Source organism: Geofilum sp. OHC36d9, assembly GCF_052400685.1.
Classification (GTDB): Bacteria; Bacteroidota; Bacteroidia; order Bacteroidales; family Marinilabiliaceae; genus CAZHHH01.
The window spans coordinates 1-24555 of record NZ_JBQTGJ010000009.1 but is presented as its reverse complement, the minus strand read 5'-3'; the positions used below and the strand labels follow the sequence as shown (position 1 = coordinate 24555).

The 24555-nt window shown below is 38.6% G+C and carries 20 protein-coding genes; 5 read left to right on the top strand and 15 right to left on the bottom strand.

Features of this window, described 5'->3' with window-relative positions; genetic code table 11:
• Positions 1 to 142 precede the first annotated feature (142 nt).
• The 8 genes from ACT3CD_RS10530 to ACT3CD_RS10495 form a co-directional block, all read right to left on the bottom strand.
• Entirely contained in the window at positions 143 to 1462 is a 1320-nt protein-coding gene (locus ACT3CD_RS10530; RefSeq protein WP_444645516.1) for an aminotransferase class I/II-fold pyridoxal phosphate-dependent enzyme, read from the bottom strand.
• A 51-nt stretch (positions 1463 to 1513) separates the two neighbouring features.
• Entirely contained in the window at positions 1514 to 2824 is a 1311-nt protein-coding gene (locus ACT3CD_RS10525) for a phenylacetate--CoA ligase family protein (protein WP_444645514.1), read from the bottom strand.
• Between the two features lie 79 nt (positions 2825 to 2903).
• Positions 2904 to 3329 (bottom strand): ACT domain-containing protein, encoded by a 426-nt coding sequence (locus ACT3CD_RS10520; RefSeq protein ID WP_444645512.1) that lies wholly within the window; start codon positions 3327 to 3329, stop codon positions 2904 to 2906.
• Positions 3330 to 3392: 63 nt separating this feature from the next.
• Complete coding sequence (locus ACT3CD_RS10515) at positions 3393 to 5480, bottom strand: acetate--CoA ligase family protein (protein ID WP_444645510.1); 2088 nt, start codon at positions 5478 to 5480, stop codon at positions 3393 to 3395.
• Positions 5452 to 5901: a DUF134 domain-containing protein gene (locus ACT3CD_RS10510; protein WP_444645508.1), complete on the bottom strand. Its 450-nt coding sequence runs from the start codon at positions 5899 to 5901 to the stop codon at positions 5452 to 5454. Before ACT3CD_RS10510 ends, ACT3CD_RS10515 begins: the two co-directional genes overlap by 29 nt.
• A gap of 464 nt (positions 5902 to 6365) precedes the next feature.
• Complete coding sequence (locus tag ACT3CD_RS10505; RefSeq protein WP_444645506.1) at positions 6366 to 7223, bottom strand: SDR family oxidoreductase; 858 nt, start codon at positions 7221 to 7223, stop codon at positions 6366 to 6368.
• A 292-nt stretch (positions 7224 to 7515) separates the two neighbouring features.
• Positions 7516 to 8244 carry a hypothetical protein gene (locus ACT3CD_RS10500; protein WP_444645504.1) on the bottom strand — a complete coding sequence of 243 codons (729 nt, stop codon included), beginning with the start codon at positions 8242 to 8244 and terminating at the stop codon, positions 7516 to 7518.
• 228 nt (positions 8245 to 8472) lie between these two features.
• The gene (locus ACT3CD_RS10495; RefSeq protein WP_444645503.1) at positions 8473 to 9105 is read right to left on the bottom strand and encodes a class I SAM-dependent methyltransferase; all 633 of its coding nucleotides are present in this window, start codon (positions 9103 to 9105) and stop codon (positions 8473 to 8475) included.
• A gap of 1376 nt (positions 9106 to 10481) precedes the next feature.
• On the opposite strand from ACT3CD_RS10495, the gene ACT3CD_RS10490 reads away from it, so the two are divergent.
• Both ACT3CD_RS10490 and ACT3CD_RS10485 read left to right on the top strand, forming a co-directional pair.
• Positions 10482 to 14480 carry a pectinesterase family protein gene (locus tag ACT3CD_RS10490; protein WP_444645501.1) on the top strand — a complete coding sequence of 1333 codons (3999 nt, stop codon included), beginning with the start codon at positions 10482 to 10484 and terminating at the stop codon, positions 14478 to 14480.
• Between the two features lie 85 nt (positions 14481 to 14565).
• Entirely contained in the window at positions 14566 to 16503 is a 1938-nt protein-coding gene (locus ACT3CD_RS10485) for a GDSL-type esterase/lipase family protein (RefSeq protein WP_444645499.1), read from the top strand.
• Between the two features lie 302 nt (positions 16504 to 16805).
• Here ACT3CD_RS10485 and ACT3CD_RS10480 read toward each other — a convergent pair whose 3' ends face one another.
• From ACT3CD_RS10480 to ACT3CD_RS10460, 5 genes are all read right to left on the bottom strand, one after another.
• Positions 16806 to 17033, bottom strand: a complete 228-nt coding sequence (locus tag ACT3CD_RS10480) for a hypothetical protein (protein ID WP_444645497.1) — start codon at positions 17031 to 17033, stop codon at positions 16806 to 16808.
• Between the two features lie 200 nt (positions 17034 to 17233).
• Complete coding sequence (locus ACT3CD_RS10475; RefSeq protein WP_444645495.1) at positions 17234 to 18142, bottom strand: mechanosensitive ion channel family protein; 909 nt, start codon at positions 18140 to 18142, stop codon at positions 17234 to 17236.
• Positions 18143 to 18935: 793 nt separating this feature from the next.
• Complete coding sequence (locus ACT3CD_RS10470) at positions 18936 to 19127, bottom strand: HAD family hydrolase (RefSeq protein ID WP_444645494.1); 192 nt, start codon at positions 19125 to 19127, stop codon at positions 18936 to 18938.
• Positions 19114 to 19725, bottom strand: a complete 612-nt coding sequence (locus tag ACT3CD_RS10465; RefSeq protein ID WP_444645492.1) for a sugar O-acetyltransferase — start codon at positions 19723 to 19725, stop codon at positions 19114 to 19116. The genes ACT3CD_RS10470 and ACT3CD_RS10465 overlap by 14 nt, the downstream gene beginning before the upstream one ends.
• Before the next feature lie 63 nt (positions 19726 to 19788).
• Positions 19789 to 20367 carry a Crp/Fnr family transcriptional regulator gene (locus ACT3CD_RS10460; RefSeq protein ID WP_444645490.1) on the bottom strand — a complete coding sequence of 193 codons (579 nt, stop codon included), beginning with the start codon at positions 20365 to 20367 and terminating at the stop codon, positions 19789 to 19791.
• 781 nt (positions 20368 to 21148) lie between these two features.
• Between ACT3CD_RS10460 and ACT3CD_RS10455 the strand changes: the two genes are divergently transcribed.
• From ACT3CD_RS10455 to ACT3CD_RS10445, 3 genes are all read left to right on the top strand, one after another.
• Positions 21149 to 21334, top strand: a complete 186-nt coding sequence (locus ACT3CD_RS10455) for a hypothetical protein (protein ID WP_444645488.1) — start codon at positions 21149 to 21151, stop codon at positions 21332 to 21334.
• 39 nt (positions 21335 to 21373) lie between these two features.
• Positions 21374 to 21856 carry a reverse transcriptase domain-containing protein gene (locus tag ACT3CD_RS10450; protein ID WP_444645487.1) on the top strand — a complete coding sequence of 161 codons (483 nt, stop codon included), beginning with the start codon at positions 21374 to 21376 and terminating at the stop codon, positions 21854 to 21856.
• 231 nt (positions 21857 to 22087) lie between these two features.
• Positions 22088 to 22234 carry a group II intron maturase-specific domain-containing protein gene (locus tag ACT3CD_RS10445; RefSeq protein WP_444645485.1) on the top strand — a complete coding sequence of 49 codons (147 nt, stop codon included), beginning with the start codon at positions 22088 to 22090 and terminating at the stop codon, positions 22232 to 22234.
• 431 nt (positions 22235 to 22665) lie between these two features.
• On the opposite strand, the gene ACT3CD_RS10440 is transcribed toward ACT3CD_RS10445, so the two are convergent.
• Together ACT3CD_RS10440 and ACT3CD_RS10435 are read right to left on the bottom strand one after the other, a co-directional pair.
• Positions 22666 to 24072, bottom strand: coding sequence for a Fic family protein (locus ACT3CD_RS10440; RefSeq protein ID WP_444645484.1), 1407 nt, complete (start codon positions 24070 to 24072; stop codon positions 22666 to 22668).
• Entirely contained in the window at positions 24065 to 24271 is a 207-nt protein-coding gene (locus tag ACT3CD_RS10435) for a helix-turn-helix domain-containing protein (RefSeq protein WP_444645482.1), read from the bottom strand. Before ACT3CD_RS10435 ends, ACT3CD_RS10440 begins: the two co-directional genes overlap by 8 nt.
• Between the last annotated feature and the right edge of the window lie 284 nt (positions 24272 to 24555).

Genomic DNA, 24555 nt, shown 5'->3' with positions numbered 1-24555 from the left:
TTGGTACGACGAATTTAGTGAATAAATGTCAACAGGGAGTCGTATCGTTCTTATTAATCCCGCGCTTTTAGGGGTAAAGGGGTGAATATAACATTTTAGGGGTAAATGGCATCGGGCAATTTAGCCCTTATTTTTAGCCATTCTATATTGTCGGATATGCCTTTTTGAATAATTGTAACCGCTCTTTTAAATCGTCGAAGCGATCTTCGCCCGTTTGCGATACGCAAATACGTAATCCTTCGGTACGTGTGCTGCCAGTTGTGTCAAGTGTAATGGCGCTAATGCCATATTTAATAAGATTATTGAGCAGTTCGTCGCCTTTCATATTATTATAAGCGATGGTAAAATAGAAGCCATCGGCGAGTTCACGGTCTTCATCTTTGTTATATACGATATGAAAACCATTGTTTAAAAATAGCTGTTTCATAACTTTAGCCCGATCGCCATACGTTTTGATTTCAGAGACAAAGTCCATTTCTCCACTATTGACTGCTTTTAGCATGGCAGCAAAGCCAAATTGTGCTGAGTGCGAAGTGCCTGCACTGGCTGTATATAAACCCTCCTGAAGTATGGTTAAACCAAACCGGTCGGTATTAAACAGGCGGGTCAGATCGGGATAGCGTTTGTGAAACAGGGCATCGGAAATTAGTAAAGCCCCGATACGTTGACCGGCATAGCTGAATATTTTACTGCCCGAGAAGAGCAGTACATAGTTTGTGGTGTAATGTGCCACTGTTGGTTGGTAGGGCGGAAGACCGGGTTTCCCGAAGTTTTCTCTGAAATCCATTCCAAAGTAGGCCAGATCTTCAAGTATAATAACATCATACTTGTTGGCCATGTCGCCAATTATTTTTAGTTCCTTTTCGGTAAAGCAAACCCACGATGGATTGTTGGGATTGGAGTAAAGAATGGTACTGATATCTCCTTTCTGAAGAAATTCTTCGAGTTTATCTTTTAGTTTCTCACCGCGGTAGTTATACAGATCAAAGCTTTCGTAGGTCATTCCTAAAACGGCCAGTTGCCTTTTCTGAACCGGAAAGCCGGGGTCGATGAATAACGTTTTTGTTTTGTTAGCGTCTCTGCGATTGGCCACCAGAAACATCACAAAGGCGCCTTGCATTGACCCGACAGTTGGAATGCAGCCTTCGGGGGTAATGTCAATATTAAGGAACAAGGACGCAAATCTTGCCAGTTCAGTTTTTAGCGTCGCAATTCCTTCAATGGGGGGGTACGCAGATGCGACGCCTTCGTTTAAGGCTTTTATTTCGGCATTGGGTCCGATGCGGTTGGCCGGTAGCCCGGGAACGCCCATTTCGGTACGAATAAATTGAACCTGGTATTTTTGTTCCAGTTTATTAACCAGGTTTACAATCTGACGGATGGTAGCATAAGCAATGTTTTTTATCCCCAGATCTTCTTTAAATTGGTCAATTATTTCCTGTTTAATTGGAAATGTACTCATAATAATAAATGTTTAGCCCCTCCGTGACTATAACAAGAGGGGCTTTGAAACTTATTTTATTTTACGATTGTCGATGACTCGGGTGGCTTTGCCTTCGCTGCGTTTGATACTTTTGGGTTCCACCAGTTTAACATTGGTCGACAGACCTGTGGCGCTTTCGATGTGCGATTGAATTTTTTTGCGGAGTGCCTGAAGTTCACTAATTATATCCGAATAAAAGCGGTCTTCTACTTCTACCTGTAGTTCAAGTGTGTCGAGATTATTAATACGGTCAACCACCAATAAGTAGTGAGGGGTGGTTTCTTCCATTTCCAGCAAAATGCTTTCAATTTGTGATGGAAATAGGTTCACGCCACGAATAATGAGCATGTCGTCGCTGCGTCCTGTACATTTATTCATGCGTACAAGCGTTCTTCCACAGGCACATTTCTCATAGTTCAGACGAGTCAGGTCTCTGGTTCTGTATCGTATGATTGGTAAACCTTCTTTCGTGATGGTGCTAAACACCAGTTCGCCCAATTCTCCTTCGGGTAATACTTCAAGAGTGTCGGGGTCAATAATTTCGGGGATGAAATGATCTTCGTTGATGTGAAGGCCACATTGGTGTTCACATTCAAAAGCAACACCCGGACCTATAATTTCGCTTAAGCCATAGATGTCGTGTGCCTTAATATTTAGTTTTTTTTCGATGTCGAGACGCATGTTTTCAGTCCATGGTTCAGCCCCGAAGATACCTGTTTTAAGTTTAAATTCTTCGCGTGGAATTCCACTTTCGGCTATTGCTTCGGCCAAATAGGAAGCGTAAGAGGGTGTACAAGCTAAGGCTGTCGTTCCAAAATCCCGCATTAGTTGCAGTTGTCGTTTGGTGTTTCCACCCGAAATTGGAATGACGGATGCACCAACTTTTTCGCCTCCATAGTGAAGTCCCAATCCTCCGGTGAAAAGACCATATCCATAGGCTATCTGAATGAAATCGGTTTTGCCAATTCCGGCAGCTGACAGCGTACGGGCCATTACTTCTGACCATATTCCGATGTCGTGGCGTGTATAACCAACAACCGTTGGTTTGCCTGTGGTGCCTGAAGAAGCATGAAGACGGATGATTTCGCTCATGGGAACGGCAAATAGTCCAAACGGATAGTTGTCACGTAAATCTTGTTTTATGGTAAACGGCAGTTTACTCAAATCGTCGAAGGAGTTTATATGCTCGGGTCCCAGACCCATTTGTTGCATTTTTTCACGATAAAACGGAACATTGTAATACACACGTTCAACGGCATCGCGCAGCCGTTCGCTTTGCACATCGCGCATTTTGTCGCGACTCATGGTTTCAAAATGCGGATTCCAAACAGAATTGGTCATTTGTGATTGTCTTTAGGTCGTAGCTGATGGGCATACCAATGCAATGGCAGTGGCTCATCTTATTTTTGAGATTTATTTTTTAAAATTTGTAAAGGTCGCTGGCAGCAATAAGTTCCATTTCCTGACGATGAAATTCGGTAATGGCTTTCTCAATATTGTCGCATCTTAAAACAATAAATGATTTTTCGCCAACGGAAAAACCATAAATGTATTCGATACTAATGCCGGCTTTTGACATTATTGCCAGTGTTTTTGATAAGGCGCCGGGCGTATTTGGTGTCGCAAACGAAATCACTTCGCTAATGTTGACGGAGAATTTTTGCTCCTTTAAAGCGGTTCTGGCTTTGTCGGGGTCGGAGACAATCATTCGTAAAATACCAAATTCTGATGTGTCGGCAACGCTACAGGCTGATACATTGATGTTTTCGTTGCCTAGAATATCAAATACCTGATGCAGTCGGCCTGATTTATTTTCTAAAAATACGGATAGTTGCTTGATTATCATGGCTCTATGTTTATGTAAATGAGGCCTAAATTTACGATTATTAACGTATTTTCCTGATTTTTGTCATCTGTTTTTTAGCAGTTCATCGTTATTTATGTGTTTTATAAATATTCGGGCATCGACCACCTGGATGTTGTTTCCATTGCCGATGAGTGGATTAAGATCAATTTCTTTTATTTCGGTGGCATAGCGCAGCATGCTTGACAGGCGTACGATAATTTCGGCGTAGCGTGATTCGTCAATTCCCTGTTTGCCCCTGGTGCCTTTAATGACCGGGTAACTTTTCAGGCTGCGAATCATTGAGTTAGCTTCGTTGAAGGTGAGAGGTGCCAGTCCGTGCGAAATATCGTTAAGCGACTCAACAAAGATTCCACCCAGACCGCAAAGCATTACATGACCGAAATGAGGTTCGTATTTGGCGCCGATAAATAATTCGGTTCCCGTTATCATCTTTTGTATCAGCACCGATTTGACGTCTTTTATTTTTCGCATTCGATGGTATTCGGCCAGCAGATGTGTTGATGATTTTATGTTGAGCGTTACCCCTCCAACATCTGATTTATGAATGGGGCCAACCGCTTTCATGGCCAGAGGAAAGCCTAATTCCTGCGATTTTTTCCTGAGTTCTTTTTTGTTTAGGACCACCGCTTCTTCAATGATTGGAATGCCGGCCGTTTGAAGGAGCTTGCGTACTGTGTCGGGTGATTGAAAGCCATTGGGACATCGTTGAATAATGTCGCGCATGGCCTTGATATTTATGTTTTCCAAAAAGATAGCATCGTCGGCTGGTTCTGGTGTCTGATGAATTTTTGTTATGGCACGGCCTAAGACGACTTCGTCGCTAAAATAGACATGCCCTTTTGATAAAAACATGGCAGCTTCCCGCTGCGCGCTACTTTCGGATGGAAGAATGGGATAGATGGGTTTTCGGCATTCTTTGGTTTTTCGGTCAATCACCTCATAAGCATCGAAGATGGGAGCGAGGCCGGTACTTCCAAATATAACCATGATGCCGTCGATGTTGTCTAATTGATCGCAATAGTCAATTACTTTTTCCAGTTGTTCGGCAGTACCTGTAGCCAGCAGGTCGATGGGGTTATTGGCTGAAGCGCCGGGGTGAAGCAGACTTAACAGGTTTTGTTGATGTGCACCAGTAATGGCCGGTATTTGCAGTCCGCCGGCAACCAATGCGTCGGTAAGCATGACGCCCGGGCCACCCGCCTGAGTGATGATGGCAATGTTGGGTCCGTTTAGTTTTTTGTGTCGGAATACGGAAGCGACAGCGACCAGTTCTTCGCGGCCAAAACAGCGCACAATGCCTGCTTTTCGAAATAAGGCTTCCACGGCCGAGTCGGCACTTGCCAAAGCACCAGTATGCGATGAGGTGGCTCTTTTGCCGGCTTCTGTCATGCCTGATTTTATAGCGGCAATGCGGCATCCTTTGCGAATTAGGGATGTGGCGTGTTTTAAAAGTTTGTCGGGGTCTTTAATATTTTCAACATAAATGAGTTTTATGGCGCTGCTGTTTTTTGGATGGTAGGTGTTATCCCAATATTCAAGTACGTCTTCAATTCCGTTTTGAGCACTATTGCCAACTGTTATGATGGACGAAAAAGTTAGTCCTTTGGGAAGTGCTGATTCAAGAATAAAGACTGCTGTTGAGCCGGAACCAGAAACGAAATCACAGCCTTGAGGGTGCAGTTTGGGAACGGGTGAGGTGAAAATACCACTGTAGGCCGGTGTTACCATTCCAATGCAATTGGGGCCTATGAGCGAGCCATTTACCCCCGCAATAACCTTTTTTAAGGCCATTTCTCTTTCAGCCCCATCGGCGCCTTCTTCGCTAAAACCCGCTGAGATGACTATAAATGCTTTTGTTTGTTTTAAAGTGGCGAGGTCGCTGGCGGTTTTGGCACATTTAGCGGCCGGGATGGCTAATATTGCCAATTCAATTCCGGATGGCAAACTTTGGATGTCAGAAAATGTGGAAATACCCTGCACTTGTGGATCTCCGGGATTAACAACATACAGCCTGCCATTATATCCTCCGTTAATAATGTTTTGTACAATTCGACCGCCTGGTTTGCTTAAATTATTGGAGCCACCGACTATGACAATACTCTTAGGATTTAGTAGTTGTTGATTGAGCATGGCCTTTGTTTTGTTTGTTTTTTTGCTCATTAATCTGAGTCAGGTTTTCTGATTCACAGGAATTACAATGATCGGCAGGGTTTGGGGAAACCATGGTTTCGTGGCATTTGTTGCAACGATACCAATAATTGTCAGTGACATAGGTGCCGCCGTCGATGATGATGGCTTTACCTTCGATAAACGCTTTGGCGATATTTTTTCGGGCTTTGCTATATAAGCGGGTAAATGTGGGACGCGAAATATTCATGCAAATCGCAGCTTGTTCCTGGTTCAGGTCTTCATAGTCGGCCAGCCTGATAGCTTCAAACTCCTCGATGGACAGAACTACCGATTCCAGCTGTCGCATGGGGATGCCGAATGGCTTGAAGCCTTCCATTGGCGGGGGAATTGATACTTTGCGTTGGCGAATTCGATTGGGCATACTAATTTTTTATCCAAATTTAGGATTATTTTTTTTAAGGGGAAGCGATTTGACTTAATCAACCGGTTTTGGGGATTGTTTTTTTCTACAGGAGCATTTGGCTTTCGTTTTCAAATGGACAGAATTCAACCTTTGTTAAGGTCTGTTTTTAGGGCCTGAGTTGATGTTTTAAAATATCACACGTCTTATTTAAAATATCACGTGTGATTTTTTTTTTTTCACACGTGGTTTTGTAAGTCGCATGGTATGGGCGTTCTGAGAGTCTGTTTGTAAAGTTCAGTATCTGCCTTGCGTTTGCTTTAGAAATGATTTTTTACAACAGGGAACTTACCTCTCTTGAGCTTCCCAAATCTTAAAAACAGAGCATTTTTATTTGTCATTGATTTTCGACCAAATATTATATCGCCATATCCCGGGTTTCTTTTAGTTCCGATTGACTATTCATGAATACAAATTCTATGGCCTCATTTTTCCAGGTTCTTTTTATACGTTTCAATCATTTCCAGAGCTGTTTTATGAGGTCTTCCGGCAGCTTGTTCAAAGTTGGACGTCACATTGAACGCATTATTTCTGATTCCTTCATAGATTCCACTAATTATTGTCCCCAAAAATTCCCCTAGTTCACCTTTTCTTTCCAATAAGTAATCTTCCACCGATGCTGCCCGATACACAAGTTTGGTGCCGTATACCTGATTCAAAAGTTCCGCGAGTTGCTCTTGCGTTATTGGCTGACCAACTAAATTGTATATCTGTTTGTTATGCTTATCTTCAAGTAGCATTTTTGAATAAGCCACCGCTAGTTCTTCGCGGCTTGTGTAAGCACATTTTCCGTCGGCTGCCGAATTGTATATTTCACCACTTGTAATATAATGATCGACGTATTCCAGGTCAGGCTCTATGTATATCCCATTTCGTCCAATGACCCAATTGATCCCTGAGTTTTTAATATCTTCTTCGGTTTGTCTGTTACTTTTTACAACCGGGCTGAATGCGTTTTTTTCGCTGTCGCCAACAATACTGGTATAGGCAATTTTTTTTACGCCATTTGTTTTCGCGGCATCAATAATATTTCGATGTTGCTGAATACGTTTCTGGGGTTCGTCCATACTTGAAACGATAAGCAGTGCCTCAATTCCTTTTAAAGCCATAAGGAAATCTTCCCGGTTGTTATAGTCACCCTTTCGAATTTCGACGCCTAGAAATTCGGCTTTTTGAGGTGTTCTTGCTATTCCAATTACATTTTCAGTGCCTATTTCGGTTATAAGCTGTTTGGCTATTGTTGAGCCCAATTGTCCGTTTGCTGCTGTTACTGCGATTTTCATGATTACATATTTTAATTTCCAACGACTCTGTTATGCTTGCCCTCACAATGATCATTAATATCACTAAACTCATGTTTTTCATTCTTCGCGAGCCTCAAAAATGAGGATCTTTTAATCTGTTACAGGAGTTTTTGAGCAAAAACCATATCGGTTTTGGTGTAACTTAGTTTGGTGTTGTGTTAAGGCTCAAAATAGTTGTTTACATTGTTAAAATACAAGATTCTATTGCTTGATTTATACTTTATCTTGTTTTTTGTTGTATCGGATTCTGTTATAGCCGTCAAAATCTGGCTTAAATACTTTTCAGAATTTCATCAATGTCCTCCTGGCGCTTGTCGAAATAAATTTGATGCTTTTCGATGTGGTTTTTTAATAAAAAATCGGTCGTACTACTGAGGAAATTATCGGAACCTACAATATAATATCGCTGATCTTTTAGTTGAAAGGTTGTTTTTATGGCCTCTTTCATTTCTGTACGCGATTTTGTGAAGTAGTTTTTTACACCATGCTTTTCTGTTGATATTAATTCATTTTTGTAAATAAATTCACCGCTACTATCAACATTAATATTGATAATAGCCGGAATATTTGATTGGTCGGCCACATATTCAAGAAGTAAGGGACGCATGGTGGCAATTCCTACACCCATGCTAATTAATACAACCGGATGGTTTTCGCGTTTTAGGGGCAACCGGTTTTTTATCTTAAAAATGCACATGGTGTCGCCTATTTGAGCTTCCTGTAATTTCTTTTTGAAGACAGACGTCTGTTTCCTGATGCGTGTGGTTATGCCGATGTATCCTTCGCCGGGAAGGTTTATTATAGACAGATGGTGGACTGTTTTTTTATCGATTTCGATATCTTCATCTAAACCATATGGCAGCAAGTGTAAATTTGCACCAGCCGTCCATGTCATCCCTTTTGGGATGTTGAATTTATATGTATAGGTATCTGTCGCTTCTTGTATAATTTCGTTCAGGGTTACTGGTTGGGATATTTTTTTGAAAGTAGCTTTTTCCATTTTAAATCACTGTTTATCATATTTATAGTCTGGCATAATTGTATCATGACCAGGCTCTATTAATTCAAAGAGAAAGGGGAGGTATTATTGATATTTACGTTAACTTTTTTATGACTGCGGTCTGATTTATTTTTATTTATTTGTCATTGGGAAGAGGCTTTTGGATGGTCCTAAGTCTGGCCGTCAGTTTGTTAGAGCAAGTTTGTATCATAGCAAGGCCTTTAATTCTTACAATGTGACTATTTCCTCCTTTTTTTTGCCAATAAATCTAATAACTTTCGCTAATCCGTTGTGAAGAATTCCTTCTTTTAACTTTATTTCAATTTCCTCCAATTTTGCAATGTCAAAACCGACAAAATCATTTGCTATCATCTCTTGCGTAAACAGCATTTCTTTTTTATCAGGGCCTCCAATATTAGGGTTTTGCTCTCGGTATATTAAATTATTTTCACTAAAACCTTCAAGAATAATAAATCCTCCCGGTTTTATGAGTTTTCCAATTTTGTGGTGCGTATCCTTTCGAATAGCGGGAGGGAAATGAGCCGATATCAATACAGCTATATCAAATGTTTCTTCTTTTAAATTCAGGTCGTCAACTTCTCCAACAAGATAGTCAATGTAAACACCTTCTTCTTCTGCAAGTTTTAAGGCTTTGCTTTTTCCTGCCTGACTAGTATCAAACGCCAAAACGGAATGTCCTTTTTTGGCTGCATAAACTGCATTTCTACCTTCGCCTTCGGCAGGAAACAACATATTGCCTTTGTAATTTAAGGCGTCGATTGTTTCTTTAAAAAATAGATTTGGTATTTTGCCGTAAACATATTGTTCAACTTTATATCTTTCGTTCCACATTCCTTTCATTGCCTTTCTTTTACACTATATGTACGGTAAGAAGGACGTTTCTTCTTTATCGGTGCTTAGGCCGCACAGGCTTTAATTCCTAAAGGTGTTCTTTTTAGGGTGTTCATGATCCACTTCGCTCCAGCTACAGCGAGAAATGGTTGCAAAAATTTTGCGTTTAATGACACTGCGTGCAATCTTGTTTGTAACAATTCCAGGCGTCGTAAAATTTAATTTTATTTAAACCAATTACCCTATGAAAAAGTTTATAATCAGATGTCTTTTTTTATTTTAATCTATCCTGTTTTAATCTTTTTTTTAGCGTTTGTCTATTGCCATTTTAACTGTAAGATTAGGTGCTTCAATTAATTGAAAAGTAGGAGGCAACTTTAATTAGTGTTTGTCTATAAAGTCCAACTTCTGCGTTACGCTTGCTCTCAAAATGGTCATTTACGGGAGTAAACTCATATTTTTCGGGCTGCGCAAGCCTTGAATTTGAACTTTATATTTCAAACACTTAGTTTATGGACAAGCTTTAATTAGTTCATTTGTTGCCTCTGTTTTTTTTAAATTTGAGTAAATAATTCAGTTTTTGTTACCCGTCATTTTTTGTAGTTTACGATATAACGCAAAGTGTATTCAATTCAGTTATCGTTGGCAATTAATGAAATCTTTGGTTCTGTTTGTGCATCTTCCAACCTGTATTTGTCTTGCAATGCCAACTATTTTTCTTTACGATGACTGGTAAATTTTAGGCTACTCAGTATTAGAGGACAGATTTCGATTATCTATCAACTGCTCAATATTTACTCACATTCAAATAGATTTTCCACATTAGTAAGGCGTCAATCGCCTAATTTTGTGATTAATAAATAAGCCCAGATGCGTTTTAAAAAAATAAAATTGGTAGTTTGATTCAGATCGCAATCGGAGTTATTAGTAATACATCCTGTAATAATCAATTAAATACAAAAACAACCTTTTGGTCGCATTTGATGGCCAGGTTTTAAACGAAGAGATCTCTAAAAGGATGGATGTTTGATTTTTCGAAAAAATGAGATGGAGTTACTGCCATGGATTAGTAGGTAAGGCTCTCTTATCTGTGTATAACTGCTGCAATGAAGAGTGATTTTATAATTAGTGTCAGTAGGAGAAATCAAGTGCTTGATAAGAAATGTTCAAATTCAAGACCAGCGAAGGTTTAAAGACATGAATTGTTTTTCAATGGTTTATAAAATGGTGTTCACTTGAATGAACGAGGGCTCAACTAGTAGGCTTGTTTGATTCGGAAGCTAAATCTAAAAAAGTACCCTCTCTTTACCTCGTTATGTAAAATAGTTTGTGTTCAGGATTTAATATGCCTGAATACAATGTTTTTAATTTTTAATACTTAATCTATGAAAAAGAATCTCTATTTGTTTTATTTATTAGGTTTGTTATTAATTCCTTTTTCAGGTTTTAGTCAGGTTAAACTTGCTGAGTGGAACTTCGATTACGAATACACCACTTCAATAAGTAATGACAGTACCTTTTATGTTCCCGCAGCTACAGCGCTGTTGGCAGATCCAGACATTACCGTTCCTGCAAAATCTGGCATTTATCCAGAGGAATTTGTTGGATTACAGACTAAATATTTATTGACCACATCGACGACTTATAGCCAACTAAAAGAAGGTTATAGTAATTATGTTTGCCGAATGATGTTTCAAGGTCCTAATAATGTTAGTGATTTTACAAATCCGATTAACCATTCCAACTATTACCAGTTTACTTTTCCTACAAAAGGTTATGAGGATATTACATTGGACTTTTCATTGAGTAGCGGTCAAAATAGCACCGATGATTATCTCGAAGCGGTTTACTCTACCGATGGCGGAACTACCTGGGTGGATGCCGGTAATTTTAATGCTGCATCAGGTTGGTGGGTATACAATTCGTATTCCGTGTCTATATCTGCAAAAAATAAGGAAAAGGTTATGGTGCGATTAATTGGCATAACCGCTTCAACCAGCGCAACGGCTAATTTTAATGTCGATTATTTCAAGGTAAATGGGGTAGTCTCATTGGCAGGTCTGGTTGTAGATGCTACGCCAACTATTGCGTGGGCTTTCGATTTAGGTACCGAGGGCCAAATAGCAACGTATAGCGATTTAACCAGCGATTACTTTAAACCCGATCATGTTACTTTGGGGAGCAATCTTGCTTATGTAGGTTCAAGACTTAGTGATGGAGTTACTTTTACTCAGTTTCAGCCAACCGTTCAATCAAGCGAAGTGATAGCCATGAATGCTGTATCTTTTAATATCTGGACAAAAACAGGATTATCTTTTACGCCCACTTCAGTTGAGTTTGACTGTGAACGTTTTGGCACAAATGGTGGAATGATTGATGTAATTTGGAAAGCTTCAGACGGTACTACTACCACTATTGGTACTGGTATTAAACCAAACCGAAACGGCGATGGTGTTACTCATGCTTTACTGGACTTATCTGAACTATCGATCCCTGCATCTGGAGGAGAATGCACTCTGGCGTTTTATATTACCGAATTAGGAAATACAAAACAGGTTGGCATCGCTAATATTCAGTTGATAGGAGATTTGACAGGTACCATTTTAGATATACCTACTTATACCGTAAATGCAACCGTATCGCCGGAAGGTGCCGGAGTCATTACCAGTTTGCCTGTTGGAAATGAGTTTGACGAGAATACAGAAGTAACGCTAACAACAACCCGTAATTTTGGTTACGAATTTTCGAAATGGATAGATGAGAACAGTGTTACTTTATCGGAAAATGAGGCTTATACTTTTACTCTTGATGGCAACAAATCGGTAGTGGCTGTATATAACGAAATAACGACATATGGTTTGGATTTAACGGTGGCTGGTAGTCAATGGGGCGAAATAGCTTTGTCGCCAGAGCCTACTGATGGTAAATATGAAGTAGGGACGATTGTTTCGGCGAGTGTGGTTTCAAATCCGGTTACTTCATTTTTATATTGGGATGATAACAGTACCGAAACAATAAAAAATATTGTTATGGATGGCAATAAAAGCATAACTGCCACCTTTGATGAAATTCCTTTTATAGTAGGATGGGATTTTAGAAATTTAGATCCTAAAGTGAGTCGTCCGGGTGATTTCTACTCGGAGACAACTAATACAGGGAGCCTTTCGGTATATAAAACCGACGGAACTACGGTAGGTTGGTTGGCTCACACAGCCGAATATTCGCCGGCTTATCCCAATGCGCGTATTTGGGCAGTTGATTTTACCAATGACCGCAGATACTTTATGGCATCCTTCTCCACAGAGAATTTTATTAATATTCGGGTTCATTCAAAGATGATTGGTAGCTATCAAATTTATCCATTACAAAAATTGGAGTATTCGTTGGATGGCACCAATTTTACCACTCTTACTACAGTTGATTTGACGGATGGCTATAAAAGTGTATGGACTGATGTAAATGCAGTACTTCCAACGGAGGCCGAAGGACAAGCTAAAGTTTATATACGTTGGATTGCCGATGAAACAAGCACCCCAATTGGAGAGGGGAACGATGGTACTGCTATTACAAATATTTTTGTATTTGCCGATAAAGTAGTTGTAAACGATACCGAAAAACCAAGCTTACTATCTACAGTACCGGCTTCGGCTTCTACTAATGCTTCGGCAAACGGTTCAATCACATTAACTTTTAACGAAAAGGTGATGGCAGGAACGGGGAATTGCACTTTAGAAGACGATGTTTTAACGGCTGTGTTTGGTGCAAAAACCGCCACTTTTAAATACGAAAAACTGGAGTATGACAAGGAATATACCTTTATTGTGCCAGCTGGAGCGATTTCCGATCAGTCGGGAAATCCGTTTGATGGCACTACTATTACTTTTAAAACAATGGAACGTCCTCAACCTACTGCTCGTTTATTCGATGCCGTTATTGCATTGGATGGATCCGGCGACTACACCACACTTCAGGATGCCATCGATGCGGCTCCGTCGGGTAGAGCAATTCCTTGGTTGATTTTCATAAAAGAAGGCACTTATACAGGCCACGTTGATATACCTGAATCAAAACCATTTATTCATTTGATAGGTCAGAGTTCTGATAAGGTTATTGTATCAGATGATCGTTTGGCTGGTGAGGATGGTGACCCTGATACGCCAACTTATCACGTCAGCCTGGCTGCTACTGTGGTGGTAAATGCCATGAACTGCTATTTTGAAAACATAACCTTCCAAAATTCTTATGGCTATGAAAATCAGACCGGCCCACAAGCGTTGGCTATGTATACCAATAACGATAAGATAACCTTTAAGAATTGTACGTTAAGAAGTTATCAGGACACCTATTTAACTTCAACCAAATTGATGTACGATCGTCATTATCTGGTAGATTGTCGTATCGAAGGAGCTGTGGATTATATATATGGTGCCGGTGATGTATTCTTTGATGCTTGTACTATTTATAATACCCGACCTTCGGGAGGATACATTGTAGCTCCCAATCATCCGGCAGGAACACTTTGGGGGTATGTATTCAATCACTGTATTATTGATGGTAATCCGGGAGTAATTACTTATTATGGCCGACCTTGGCATAACAGCCCAAAAACGGTTTTTCTTTATCCTGTTTTAAAATGCGATGTCTATTCGGGAGGTTGGTATTACAAAATGGGTGCAATACCAGCGATATTTGCTGATTATGGAAGTATGGATGAAGATGGAAATTTAGTGGATTTGTCCAATCGCATATCGGAATATGAGTATGATGAAAAAGATGATTCCGGAAATGTAATTAATACGGTTACCGGTATTGCTAAAAATAGCTTAACCGATGAGGAAGCTGCTACTTACACATACGAGAATATATTATTAAGAAGTGGGGACACCTGGGATCCCAAAATACTAACCGAACCTACAATGGCTCCTGAAGGTCTAGTCCTGAATGGAAATATTCTTAGTTGGAATGCAACCCCTTATGCTATGTGTTATGTGGTTCTTAGAAATAACGAAGTGATTGGTTTTACTACAGAGAACACATTTACAGATAATGAAATGCAACAAGATGGCGAATATACCTATTCAATAAAAGCAGCTAGTGAATATGGGGCATTAAGCTTAAGCTCACAGGAAGTTTCTAACTATGTAACAGCTGTAAACAAGGAGGGATTAGATGCTCAAATTAAAATAATTGGGCAGAGTGGGAGTATTCTTATTTCTGGCATTACGAAAACTTCATTCATCCGAATTTACAATTTAACAGGTGGTATGGTAAAACACGTAACATGCAATCAACCAAGTATTGAATTGCCCCTAACAAAAGGCATTTATCTGGTTACTGTTTCAGCCGATAGAATGTTGAAATCGGGTAAAGTTCTTGTGAAGTAATAGATAACAGTTTTAAGTAGCCCTTAACGGGGCTACTTTCTCTTTACTAAATTAATGTGAAAGAGTTTATTATTATTGAAATAAAATGATGAGAAAAGTTATAAAATTAGCATTTGTATTTCTGTTATTACAGAGTGCATTGATGCATATTAAGGCGATAAAAATACATACCATTGGCGATTCAACCATGGCCAATTATGATGAAAATACGACCGACAAGAGGGGATGGGGAATGATGCTTCAACAGTTTTTTACCGCTGATGTAATTGTCAATAATAGGGCAAAGAGTGGCGCCAGTAGTAAAAGTTTTTATTTGGAGGCTGCATACTGGGCAACAGTTAAAGAGCAAATTGAGAGCGGAGATTATGTGTTTATTCAGTTTGCCCATAACGATGAAAAAAATGGTGGATTGGACGGCGATACAGTACGAAAATACACCGATCCGAATGCCGATTATAGAGGGACTACGGCACAGGGAACTTATAAAGACTATTTACGCGCATATGTAAATGAATCGAAAGCATTAGGAGCTATCCCTGTCTTGGTTACTTCAATGTGCCGCAAATATTTTGAAGGATCAACTATCAAAAGAAAGGGGTGTCACGACTTGGGTGACGATTTTAATGTCCCCGACACGGATCATACTTACGATTATACATACGCCATGAAAGAAGTGGCTACCGAGTTGGATGTTGAATTGATTGATTTAACCGCACTAACAAAAGAATTGTTCGAATCCTATGGCGATGCTGCTTGTACTTCGCTTCTGTTTTGTGCCGATGACAGTACACATCCTAATGCTATGGGAGGAACTTTAGTGGCTCGTTTATGTGCTCAAGCCATGCTCAATCAGGGAATTCTGGCATCATATGTAAATGCGTCTTCGGATTTATTGGTTAATCCTTCTAATTGCGATTTTGGGAATGCCTATGTGAGTCAAACTTTAACTAAGGAGTTAACTATTTCAGGATTTGATCTTGATCCTGTCTCAGGAACTTTTACCTTATCCGTTTCTGATGGTTTTTTAATTGCAGTTAACAAAACAGATGTGTTCGCTTCTGCCATTAATTTAGATTACACGAGTGGAAATTTAGATTTTACTCGTTTTTATATTTCTTCTAGGAAGTCTTCATCTGGCTTAAGTGAAGGTGCCCTGACTGTATCAAATGGAACTACGACCAAAATTGTACCTTTGACAGCTAATTTTATTGAATTGACAGGCGGAACTGAAGTAAGTCTGTTCTGGAAACTGTCAGCCAATGATGATTATTCACTTAGCGGTTCAGCTACACCTATTGCCGAAACACATAACGACATGTATGTTCAAAGATATGCAGCTCCAAACTCTGCTGCCATTTGGCCTACTGAAAGTACTTATGATGCAAGCCGAAAAACGCAACGTAACCTTATTATTGGTGATGTTTGGCCTGCTGGTGATATTGATGAGGTATCAACGCGTTATATGCAATTTGGCATTACGGCCAATGAGGGCACCGAATTAAATATTGACTCAATTGGGATGTACATTTGTGGTGCAGGAGGAAATGGCATGCGTTGCCGGATTTCTTATTCCACAAATAATTTTGCTGATTACACTGTGATTAAAGAGTTTCCAAGTATGGTGGCTAATAATATGTATGCTGTTTCAGCAATTCCTGTAGTAAAACTTGCAAAAGGAGATAGTTTGCTGGTTAGAGTTTACCCATGGTACAGCGGGCAGGCAACAGGTAAAACCATTTGTTTGGCCGATGTAACCATTCATGGAATGGCATCTACTGCCACTATTATACAAAGCCATGAAAAAAGCAGGATGAAATGCATCATAAGTGATGGGTGTGTAAAGTTTCTAAACACATCTGATGTGCGTTATGTCAATATCTACAACATAAATGGGAATCTCGTTTATAATTCATCTGTTTTGTCTCTAAGCGAAGTGTGTATATGTGGCTTAAATTCAGGATTCTATGTGGCAAATTTAGTTGCTGCCGATGGCGTTGAGCAAATGAAATTTATAATCCCTTAATTCTACTTTATGAATTTCATTCTATCGGGACGTTAGGTCGAAAGCCCTATAGCCCTATAGCATAAAGCTTGGTGCAACGCACTGGAAAATTAATTCGAATCTTATATGCAGGCTGAAAAGGTTGAAAGTGTCTTCAATTTGTTTATGTCTATTCCGTAAATAGCCCATGTGTAGCATGCTATAGGTTTTAATCACAGCAGGCTATTTAATTCTTACAAAGTGACTATTCTTTTTTTTACCAATAAAACTAATAACTTTCGCTAATCCGTTGTGGAGGATTCCTTTTTTAACCTTATTACAATTTACTCTAATTTTGCAATGTCAAATCCGATAAAATCATTTGCTATCATTTCTTGCGTAAACAGTATTCCTTTTTTATGCGGGCCTCCAATATTAGGATTTTGCTTTCGGTATATTAAATTATTGTCACTAAAACCTTCAAGAATAATTAATCCTTCGGGTTTTATGAGTTTTCCAATTTTGTGGTGCGTATCCTTTCGAATAGCGGGAGGGAAATGAGCCGATATCAATGCAGCTATATCAAATGTTTCTTCTTTTAAATCCAGATCGTCAACTTCTCCAACAAGATGGTCAATGTAAAGATCTTCTTCTTCTGCAAGTTTTAGAGCTTTGTTTTTTCCTGCCTGACAAATATCAAACGCCGAACGGAATAACCAGATCCCTTATTTTATTCTTATTTTAAACTTAACTATCCTGTTTTAATACTTTTTTAGTGTCTGTCTGTTTTTATTTTAACCTTAAATTCGGGCGTTTCAACCAATTGGAAGGTTGCAGAGGCAAATTTAATTTGTCCATTTGTTGCCTCTATTTTTTTCAAAATTTGAGTAAATAATTCAGTTTTTGTTACCCGTCGTTTTTTGTAGTTTACGATATAACGCAAAGTGTATTCAATCCAGTTATCAGTGGCAATTAATGAAACCATTGGTTCTGTTTGTGCATCTTCCAACCTGTATTTGTCTTGCAATGCCAACCATTTTTCTTTCGATTTTTCACTCAAGTCGCCAGCAATATCTTTTCCTACTTGTTCAAATATCTCTTTTGCCATGTCATAGTTACTTCCATATTGTATTGGAATTTTTATTTCATCCCATAGAAAAGGGAAGTCGCCTGAATAGTTAAAAACAGGTTCCTTAAAAACGAAACTGTTTGCAATAAAAACAATTCGTCCATTATATAGATCACCGTCGACCCATTGTCCTGTTTCAATAATTGTTGTACGCAAAACACCAATATCCATCACATCACCTTTAATGCCACCAAGTTGAACGCGATCGCCAGTTTTATAAAATCCACCAAACATAATGGCGATCCAACCTGCAAACGAAACAATAACCTCCTGCAATGCAAATGCAATGCCCGCTCCTGCAACACCTAATGCAACAGTCAATCCTCCAAGTTTATCGCTATAGACAATAGTCAGCAATATGATGGTTAAAAAATAACCAATAAAATTACTGAGTTTTTTGGCTTTGTAACGATTGTCGTTTTCTTTTATTTTGGTGAACAAGTTACGTTGAATCGCTTTTATAATAATCCAAATAACTGCTACACCTATAAGGATTGATGCAATTTTCCCAATTGTTGGATCAAACAAGAATTTTTTAATTTGCTCTTCCATTATTTATTATTTAATAATTAGCGTTTGTTTATATTAGGTCAACTTCAGTGTGGTGCCTGCTTTCAAAATGTTTATTTATGGTAATAAGCTCATATTTGTTATGCTGTGGAAGCCTTAAAATGAAGTTTTCATGTGTTAATAATTTGTTTTTTAAGGTCACATGGAATTCGCCGGAATTAATCATTCTTTTGTGTGTGAAACAATTCTCATGGCTCGTTTCATATGATTTTAATTTGTTTTTGTGAAAATATTGAATCTCCTGTAATTACCTTACCAAGTATAGACTTTGAACCAAAAGGTACGAGAAATTATCATAGGCAATAGAGGATCAATCCAATGAATCCGTTTTTTTTATTTAAATGTTTTTATATCGCTTTAAAATTTCAAGTTGCGTTTTTTGCACTTGCATACAAAAGACCCCATAACGCTATTATCGTTTATAGCTTAAAAGAGTTATTGCATTTATATTGTCTTTGCCGGTGAATTCCGGAACAAGAGACCCTGAATTTACTAATATCTGTCAAATAAGTTGAACAAAACAGCCATCATGTCAAAATGGGAGCCCTGGATATTGAGAGAAAATCTTCAAAAATGGACCTTCTCCGCTTGGGGAGAACCATGCGCCCTTAAGGGATAACCTAGAGCTCCATGGGGAGAGTCATGTGCCCCAAGGGGAGAATCATGCGGCCCTTGTGCAGAGCCTTGCTGCCATTGGGGAGAATCACGCGCCCCTGAGCTGGATATTTTTCATGTAACTGTTCATAATTATCTAAATAATCTGAAATCCCTTTATTTAACTATCGTCAGAAACCAATACTTTTATCGTACCTTCTTCAGAAGGTCCAAATGTTGAAGTAATTTCTTGGTCAGAAAGTTTTTTACCAATAAGCGGTTCAATTGATTTGCGAAAGGCTTCAATGCATAATGGAATTGTATTTCCAAGAGTTCCATCTAAATCGAAAATTACTGCTTTAATTTTTCTCATTTCTTTTCTCATTAGTTTTTCGGATAACTCGACATGGATTTCCCACAGCAACACAATTTTCAGGAATTGATTTTGTAACAACACTGCCTGCGCCAATGACCGAATTTTTACCTATAGTAACACCAGGTAAAATAATAACACCTCCACCTATCCAAACATTATCTTCAATCTTTACAGGTAAAGCATAGGCTCTGAAATAGGGGAGTTCGGAATTTGGATTCCAATTAGCAACCAATCTTTCATTTGCATTTGTTGAATGAGTAGCCGTATAAATTTGGACATTTGATGCAATTAACACATTATTTCCAATTTCAATTTTATTGCAGTCAACAAATGTGCAGTTGATATTGATAATTACATTGTTGCCAATAAAAATATGCCTTCCATAATCACAGTGAAAAGGTGTATCAATGTTAACATTAGCTCCTATTTGTCCAAATAATTCAGTTAATAACTCATTCCTTCTAATTGAGTCAGTACTTGTTATAGAATTATAACTTCTGGTGAGCTTTCTTGCTGTATGAATAAAATTTTGGATTTCCTTATCTGATGTGTTAAAAACTTCTCCATCTAAACATTTTTGCAATTCCGTTTTCATAATATGTTATTTTAATACAAAAATAATGAAGAAGAACTGGTTATTTTTTCATCTATCTTAAAATCATCCATTCGCACGAATTGCACTCAAGTATTGTTGAGTCATTCCTAAAAATGAAGCAATATACCCAAGATTAACGCGATTTATGAAGTTGGGGGTGTCTTTTAAAAACTTTTCGTAGCGTTCTTTTGATGTCAAAGTAAGCCTATCAATGCGAAGCGTTTGCATTTTTAATAAAACCTCTTGATGAATAACCCTCGACCAATTTGCAATCTCAATATTAGTTCTGTAAATATGGTTAATAGTATCTATTGGGATAGAATAAATAGTAGAGTCTTCTAATACTTCAACATAATCAAATCCGGCAATACGATGGTATAACGAATCTGATGAAAAAGTAATATCACCTTCTTTGCTAAACCAATTGGTTATTTCTTTACCATCAATAATGAAATATGTACGAGTACAACCTTTTTCGATAAAATACATTTTACTATCAATCATTCCTGCTTGAGTCAATAAATGATTTTTAAACAAATGGTTTTCAGTAAATGAATCGGCTAACATCTTTATTGAATTATCTGATACAGGATAGTATCGTCGAATACCTTCAATTATATTTTTAATCTTGTTTAAATCCATACTCTACTTTTCACGGGTCGGTATTGCACACAACGTTGAGAATATGGGGCGTTTGGCATTTTGAAACACCTACCTATCAAACCGCTATACATTTTATTAATTGTACTCATGTTCAAATTTAGCACTATCCGCCAAATGACCTATATTTATTGTGTGCGCCTTGCATGAGCAGCAGCGCACCCACACTGGAAGTTTTAGAAAAAGATTAAAAATACAAATCTTTTTCAAGCAACCATAAAGTGTGAGGTGATTTTATCCGGAGGGTGCAAGTCCCTTATGCGCGAGGGTGACGCCTCGAAGCATTAGCAAGTGGCAAGCTGGTTTACCGAGAGGTATGCAGTGAAGGAAGCCAACCGGCAAAAGTCTGTACTGACGGACAGGTATTACAGGATTAGCATGTCCTGTAAGGCGCATATGAGGCATGATTGTTTGGGTAAGCAAGCACATCATTGTAAAGCCCAAAGAAGACCAAAAGGACAGTTATGTAGATGCGACAGGAATAGACTGAAGGATAAAGCTCTTACCAGGGGATAGCTCCACGTCCACGAGCTGGACATGTGAAGCAGTCAGCAGACGTCATAGTAGGTGAGGATGCTACCGATTCACGGTATTAACCGCAAGGAATATTGCGGCGTACGAGCGAACTGTATTAGCCGGTTTTCCCAACACAAGAAGTGAACACCGAAGGACGGAACTTTAAATCGTTACAAATTAGCCCGGGAGATCTAAGTTAAAAGCTTATCAGCCCGACGAAAGCGTGACAGGAAATAGAAAAGAAGAAATGGAAGAAGCACTGATTGAGAAAATCCTGCAACCGGCCAACTTCTCAATGGCCTGCAGGGAAGTAGTTTGTAACAAAGGGGCCGGGGGAGTAGATGGTATGAAAGTAAGTGAATTAGAAGCTTACCTGCATGAACATCGCTCAACCCTGACAGAACAAATTCGCACTAGAAACTACCATGCATAGCCGATTCGAGGTAAAGAAATTCCCAAAGGAGGTGGTAAAATGCGCTTGCTTGGGATACCAACAGCCATAGATCGGATGCTGCAACAGGCCGTTTTGCGTGTGATCATGCCCCGTTACGAACAAGCGTTTTCGACCTATAGCTATGTATTCCGCCCCCGGCGGAATACCCAGCAAGCGGTAAGTAAATCGCTGCACTACATCAATTCCGGCTATCAGCATGTTGTCGAAATTGACCTTAAACAGTTCTTCGACATGGTAGACCATGTGTTGCTGTTGCAATTGCTCTATCGAAAGATAAAATGTAAAACCACGATGTGCCTAATCCGGCGTTGGTTGAGAGCCTCTCTTGAAAAAGACGGAAAACTCATTAAACGACGGATGGGAGTGCCGCAAGGAAGTCCTATAAGTCCGCTGCTGTCCAATATCATGTTACACGAATTGGACACAGAGATGGAGCATTTGGGCCTTCGGTTTGTCCGCTATGCGGATGATTTTAGCATCTATTGCAAAACGAAATCATAGGCAAGACAATCAGGCAACCGGATTTACATCTATCTTCGGGACAAGCTGAAACTCTCCATAAACAAGGAGAAGAGTGGCATACGCCGACCTGTCCATTTTCAGATTCTGGGCTATGGTTTTGTCCCCGTTTATCAAAAAGGGGTTAAAGGCTAATACCAATTAGTCGTTACCCGTAAGAGATGGAAGACATTTAAAGTAAAGCTGAAGGAGGTAACCCGAAAAACCACGCCAATGAGCTTTGATGAACGCATAAAGAAGCTCCATGAAATCCAGCGAGGCTGGCTAAATGCCTTCAAGTATGCCAACATCAAACAGAAATTGACGGAACTGGACGGCTGGTTGCGCAACCGACTGAGGTATTGTATATGGCATCATTGAATTGGAGCAAAGCGGAAATCATGAACACAAAAAATGAACACTTGTGAATAAAAAAGCTTGAACGGAAACGGAAAAACCTAATCCGTTTAGGTGTTCCCCCGCGCGATGCCTATGCATGGAGCCGCAGTCGGATGGGAGGTTGGGCTATTGCCCAGAGCTCGATATTGGGAACCACCATCACCAAAGCGCGTCTAATGAAGCGGGGATACATCCCTTTGGCTACAATGTTTAAAACGATTTCCAAAACTACGGAAATAAATCAACTGTTTCCCATGGTTTAAAGAACCGCCGTATATGCACCCGAGTGAAAAATATCCTGTGAATATTTTGAACGAAAGGTGGAAGCAGAGCTCGCGTACGTACGGTGGTGTGAGAGGCTCTCCGCTAGGCTTTTAGCCTAGCGGCAGTCTACTCGATTGGGTTTTCGTGCTTTACTCAACGGTCTGAATTTTATTTATCAAATGATTTGAAACAGTCCTTTTTATACTATTAATCGTGTCTGACATAAACAAAATATGATACTCATTCTCAATTTCAAACAGAGTCGTTGAATTTTTTATATAGTTTTCAGAATCCGTGTTTTTCTCTACTATTATCAAGGAATAATTAGAGTTATTAATTTTAAGTGTACACCATATCTCAAAATCAATCTTTCTTTTTGCTGATTTTAAAGAAAGCATTTTTCTTACCCATTGAATTTCATCAACAATATGTTCTTCTAAGTCGTGACCAAATATCTCATAATTTTTAATAGTTACTTCTCTATCGGCATATAAACGAGTCGCTCTCATTAAAGGACTTGTTATTGTCTTGGTCTTTTCTATTTTGATATTGTCAACGAAATTCTCATTCTTTGTTTCAGCAAAAAAATCATCAAAATTATTTAGTAGCTTATTTAGCGGTTTCCATAAATCAGTGTTAATATGATTAATTATCTCATATGCTACTTTTGGGGTTATAAAAATATTTGTTTCAGTTAACTTTTTACGTTTCAGTATCTCTATTTCTTTCTCAATATCACCCAATTCGTCAATATCTTCTCCATTTGCTGCTTTTAAACTCAGTTCTAAAGACCATATTGATTGTTCTTCAATATATTCAATAAGAGATTCGATATTTCCTGTATCTGCTTTTTGTAATGCAGTAAGATAACTTTCTTTATCTTCTGATTTTATAATAACTGGAGGATAATTGTTTTTTAGAAGTATATAATTCATTATTAATCTGGCAACTCGTCCATTACCATCATCAAAAGGGTGAATACATACAAATCTGTAATGAAATTCTGCTGCCAACTGAACTGGGTGTAATTGATCAATATTAGAGTTATACCAATTTAATAAATCGCCCATCAAAGCAGGAGTTTCTTCTGGTGAAGCATATTCATGAATATTCCCATTTTTCAGTTGAACACTATTTGGGGAAGTTTTATATTGACCTATCTCAATTCGTTTTCTAGTTGGAGTTCTGTTTGGAGAGATTGCATCTTTCCAAAATGGCTTAACTAAGATAGTTTTATTTAATTCTTTGATAAAAGTTTCTGTTAATGGACGTTCTTTATCATTTGCCATTTCCTCAATTTGAGATAAGGCTACATCATGAGCCTTCATTTCTTCAATGTCGCTTACAGGAACATCTCCTGAACTTTTATCAAAAAACAATAATAACTGAGTTTGTCCATATGTTAATGTATTGCCTTCAAGATGGTTTGAGTTGTAATTAAATTCTAAACGCAATTTTTTTTGTAGCCGCTTGCTATCTTCTGCTTTTAATGGAATCTTTTTATCTAACTCCAATTTTAAAGCATTCACAGTATCTATTGTTTTAGTCTTATACATTTTTGTCATTTTTATTTGATACAAGCAACTCTTTTACATCAACATCTAGAATTTCTGCTATCTTATATAAATTGTCCAAACTTGGCTGTCTTCTATTTTGAACGTAAGAATTAATCATGTTGTAGCTTTTATTCAATTGTTCTGACAACCAGGTTTGTTTTATACCCTTAGTTTCAAGTATCTCTTTAATTCTATTCATTTTATCTCACAATATGATATAAAATTAAATCAAATATTAATGATATGCAAATGTTAATTTGAAACACGGTAGTCTCTCAGCATGAAACCCAACGTTGGTGCTATGAATAGTTGCCGATTGCGGGTTGCTTACCTGTCCAGTTGCAACGGACTCAATGCGGGCTACAAACCTTAAATAACCACCTAAACCCCAATGTTTTATACCGCGTGTTGAACTAAATCCCTACGGGATAGCCTTTCTCAAAAATAGCATAAATCCATTTAGTTACAAATCGTAATAACTGT

Excerpts from the sequence above, each read along its gene's own strand:
- ACT3CD_RS10460 (WP_444645490.1), bottom strand. The coding sequence starts at position 20,367 with ATGGATTTAAACAAGATTAAAAATATAATTGAAGGTATTCGACGATAC.
- ACT3CD_RS10510 (WP_444645508.1), bottom strand. The coding sequence starts at position 5,901 with ATGCCCAATCGAATTCGCCAACGCAAAGTATCAATTCCCCCGCCAATG.
- ACT3CD_RS10505 (WP_444645506.1), bottom strand. The coding sequence starts at position 7,223 with ATGAAAATCGCAGTAACAGCAGCAAACGGACAATTGGGCTCAACAATA.
- ACT3CD_RS10470 (WP_444645494.1), bottom strand. The coding sequence starts at position 19,127 with ATGAGAAAAATTAAAGCAGTAATTTTCGATTTAGATGGAACTCTTGGA.
- ACT3CD_RS10450 (WP_444645487.1), top strand. The coding sequence starts at position 21,374 with ATGCGCTTGCTTGGGATACCAACAGCCATAGATCGGATGCTGCAACAG.
- ACT3CD_RS10525 (WP_444645514.1), bottom strand. The coding sequence starts at position 2,824 with ATGACCAATTCTGTTTGGAATCCGCATTTTGAAACCATGAGTCGCGAC.
- ACT3CD_RS10485 (WP_444645499.1), top strand. The coding sequence starts at position 14,566 with ATGATGAGAAAAGTTATAAAATTAGCATTTGTATTTCTGTTATTACAG.
- ACT3CD_RS10465 (WP_444645492.1), bottom strand. The coding sequence starts at position 19,725 with ATGAAAACGGAATTGCAAAAATGTTTAGATGGAGAAGTTTTTAACACA.
- ACT3CD_RS10515 (WP_444645510.1), bottom strand. The coding sequence starts at position 5,480 with ATGCTCAATCAACAACTACTAAATCCTAAGAGTATTGTCATAGTCGGT.
- ACT3CD_RS10500 (WP_444645504.1), bottom strand. The coding sequence starts at position 8,244 with ATGGAAAAAGCTACTTTCAAAAAAATATCCCAACCAGTAACCCTGAAC.
- ACT3CD_RS10455 (WP_444645488.1), top strand. The coding sequence starts at position 21,149 with ATGGAAGAAGCACTGATTGAGAAAATCCTGCAACCGGCCAACTTCTCA.
- ACT3CD_RS10445 (WP_444645485.1), top strand. The coding sequence starts at position 22,088 with ATGAGCTTTGATGAACGCATAAAGAAGCTCCATGAAATCCAGCGAGGC.
- ACT3CD_RS10440 (WP_444645484.1), bottom strand. The coding sequence starts at position 24,072 with ATGTATAAGACTAAAACAATAGATACTGTGAATGCTTTAAAATTGGAG.
- ACT3CD_RS10495 (WP_444645503.1), bottom strand. The coding sequence starts at position 9,105 with ATGAAAGGAATGTGGAACGAAAGATATAAAGTTGAACAATATGTTTAC.
- ACT3CD_RS10490 (WP_444645501.1), top strand. The coding sequence starts at position 10,482 with ATGAAAAAGAATCTCTATTTGTTTTATTTATTAGGTTTGTTATTAATT.
- ACT3CD_RS10435 (WP_444645482.1), bottom strand. The coding sequence starts at position 24,271 with ATGAATAGAATTAAAGAGATACTTGAAACTAAGGGTATAAAACAAACC.
- ACT3CD_RS10530 (WP_444645516.1), bottom strand. The coding sequence starts at position 1,462 with ATGAGTACATTTCCAATTAAACAGGAAATAATTGACCAATTTAAAGAA.
- ACT3CD_RS10520 (WP_444645512.1), bottom strand. The coding sequence starts at position 3,329 with ATGATAATCAAGCAACTATCCGTATTTTTAGAAAATAAATCAGGCCGA.
- ACT3CD_RS10475 (WP_444645495.1), bottom strand. The coding sequence starts at position 18,142 with ATGGAAGAGCAAATTAAAAAATTCTTGTTTGATCCAACAATTGGGAAA.